We start from the raw sequence: 2,527 nt of genomic DNA on the forward strand, positions 1-2,527 counted from the left end.
GCGTTTTCACACGGTCTGCCGAAGGCTCCGTTTTTTCTATGCGACCAACCTGAAATCAGGCCAGTTTCTTGTGCCGTACCCGGTGCGGCTGGGAAGCCGCTTCGCCGAGGCGTTTCTTGCGATCGGCTTCGTACTCGGTGTAGTTGCCTTCGAAGAACACCGCTTGCGAGTCGTCTTCGTACGCCAGGATGTGAGTCGCGACGCGGTCAAGGAACCACCGATCGTGGGAGATCACAATGGCGGCGCCCGGGAAGTCCAGCAAGGCCTCTTCCAGGGAACGCAGGGTTTCAACGTCGAGGTCGTTGGACGGCTCGTCGAGCAGCAGGACGTTGCCGCCCTCTTTCAAGGTCAGGGCCAGGTGCAAGCGACCACGCTCACCACCGGACAGGTCCTTGACGAACTTCTGCTGATCGCCGCCCTTGAAGTTGAAGCGACCGACGTAGGTGCGCGACGGGATTTCGTAGTTGCCGATGCGAATCTGATCGGAACCATCGGAGATCTGCTGGAACACAGTCTTGCTGCCATCCAGGTCTTCACGGCTCTGGTCGACGCACGCCAGTTGTACGGTTTCGCCGACTTCGATGCTGCCCGAATCCGGTGTTTCCTTGCCCATCAGCATGCGGAACAGGGTCGACTTACCGGCACCGTTACCGCCGATCACGCCAACGATGGCGCCCTTAGGCATGGAGAACGACAGATTGTCGATCAGCACGCGATCGCCGTAGCCCTTGCTGACGTTCTTGAACTCGATGACCTTGTCGCCCAGGCGCGGACCGGCCGGGATGTAGATCTCGTTGGTTTCGCTGCGCTTCTGGAATTCCTGCGATTGCATTTCTTCGAAGCGTTGCAGACGAGCCTTGGATTTGGACTGGCGGGCCTTGGCGCCTTTGCGCACCCACTCCAGCTCTTCCTTCATGGCCTTTTCGTGAGCCGACTGCTGCTTGGATTCGGCCGCCAGACGATCGGACTTGGCTTCGAGCCAACCCGAATAATTGCCCTCGTACGGGATACCGGCGCCGCGGTCGAGCTCGAGGATCCAGCCGGCGACGTTGTCCAGGAAGTAACGGTCGTGCGTGATCGCAACCACGGTGCCCGGGAAATCGTGCAGGAAGTGCTCCAGCCAGGCGACGGAATCGGCGTCCAGGTGGTTGGTCGGCTCGTCGAGCAGCAGCATGTCCGGTGCGGACAGCAGCAGGCGGCACAGGGCCACACGACGCTTTTCACCGCCGGACAGGAATTCGACCTTGGCATCCCACGCCGGCAGACGCAGCGCATCGGCGGCGACTTCCAGTTGGCGATCCAGGTTGTGACCGTCGCTGGCTTGCAGGATGGCTTCAAGCTTGGCCTGTTCTGCCGCCAGTTTGTCGAAGTCTGCATCCGGCTCAGCGTAGGCCGCGTAAACCTCGTCCAGACGCGCCTGAGCGTCCTTGATCACGCTGACCGCTTCCTCGACCACTTCACGAACGGTCTTGGTCGGGTCCAGGATCGGTTCTTGTGGCAGGTAGCCAATGTTCAGGTCCGGCATCGGACGGGCTTCACCGTCGAACTCTTTATCGACGCCCGCCATGATTTTCAGCAGCGTGGACTTACCCGAACCGTTGAGACCGAGTACGCCGATCTTGGCGCCAGGGAAGAACGACAGCGAAATGTTTTTCAGGATTTCCCGCTTCGGCGGAACAACTTTGCCCAGCCGATGCATGGTGAAGACGTATTGAGCCATGGAGAACCTTGGGTCAGTGACTGATGAATGATTGGAGCGCAGGCGATGCCCGTCCAGGCCAGGCGCGTCGTTCGTTTGATGGGTATCAAGGCGTGCGCGCTGAAAAACCTGATTCTAGGAGCTGGAACGCTCCCGCGTAACCGGCAAAGCTACCTTATTGATAGGAGGCAGTCCAGCCGAGCGGGGAGGGCTGGCACTTCGCCACAACTCAAGGCATGCTAGCCGCCCTTCGGGCGTCCGGCTTATAGTGCACGTCGCGCCAGTCCAGCCAAACCGCAGGATTACAGTTTGTCCAAGGTCACTCCGCCATCGTCCGTGAGCGCACTCAATCCTGCGACTGGCTCGCCCCTGCGCGGAACCTTGAAGGGCGCGCTGGCAACACTCGTGCTGTTGCTGCTCGCACTGCTGTTCTGGCAGCTGCTGGATCAGCTTCGCGAAACCCAGAAAAACCAGCGCCAGTACACCATCGACTACTCGGCCGATCTGGCTTCGCAAGTCAGCCTCAACATGGCACTCAATGCCCAGATCGCTCTTAACCTGCTACCGATCATCGAACAACCACAAAGCCCCGACGAACAGCATGCGTTGCTGCGCAAACTGCAGAAATCGCTGCCCGACCTGCGCAGCCTGGCCCTGCTCAGTCCCTCCGGCAAAATCCTCAGCGACAGTGCCGCCGACAGCCAGGACGCTCATTACCTGAGCGAACTGGTTCAGCGCAGCCGTGCCCAGGCCCACTATTTCAGCAATGCCGACGACGGTTCGGTGGTGCACCTGCTGCTGCATCAGGCCAGCGGCACCAACGAGCAG

The 2,527-nt window shown here is 60.3% G+C and carries 1 protein-coding gene and 1 pseudogene; one reads left to right on the top strand and one right to left on the bottom strand.

Annotation, left to right across the window (positions count from 1 at the left end; all coding sequences use genetic code 11):
* Window positions 1-55: 55 nt before the first annotated feature.
* Window positions 56-1,720, bottom strand: a complete 1,665-nt coding sequence (gene ettA / locus PMI18_RS22590) for an energy-dependent translational throttle protein EttA (RefSeq protein WP_007897178.1) — start codon at window positions 1,718-1,720, stop codon at window positions 56-58.
* A 288-nt stretch (window positions 1,721-2,008) separates the two neighbouring features.
* On the opposite strand from ettA, the pseudogene PMI18_RS22585 reads away from it, so the two are divergent.
* Window positions 2,009-2,527, top strand: a pseudogene (locus PMI18_RS22585) (diguanylate phosphodiesterase); the annotation flags it as partial.

This window comes from Pseudomonas sp. GM102, from assembly GCF_000282555.1.
Taxonomy (GTDB): Bacteria; Pseudomonadota; Gammaproteobacteria; order Pseudomonadales; family Pseudomonadaceae; genus Aquipseudomonas.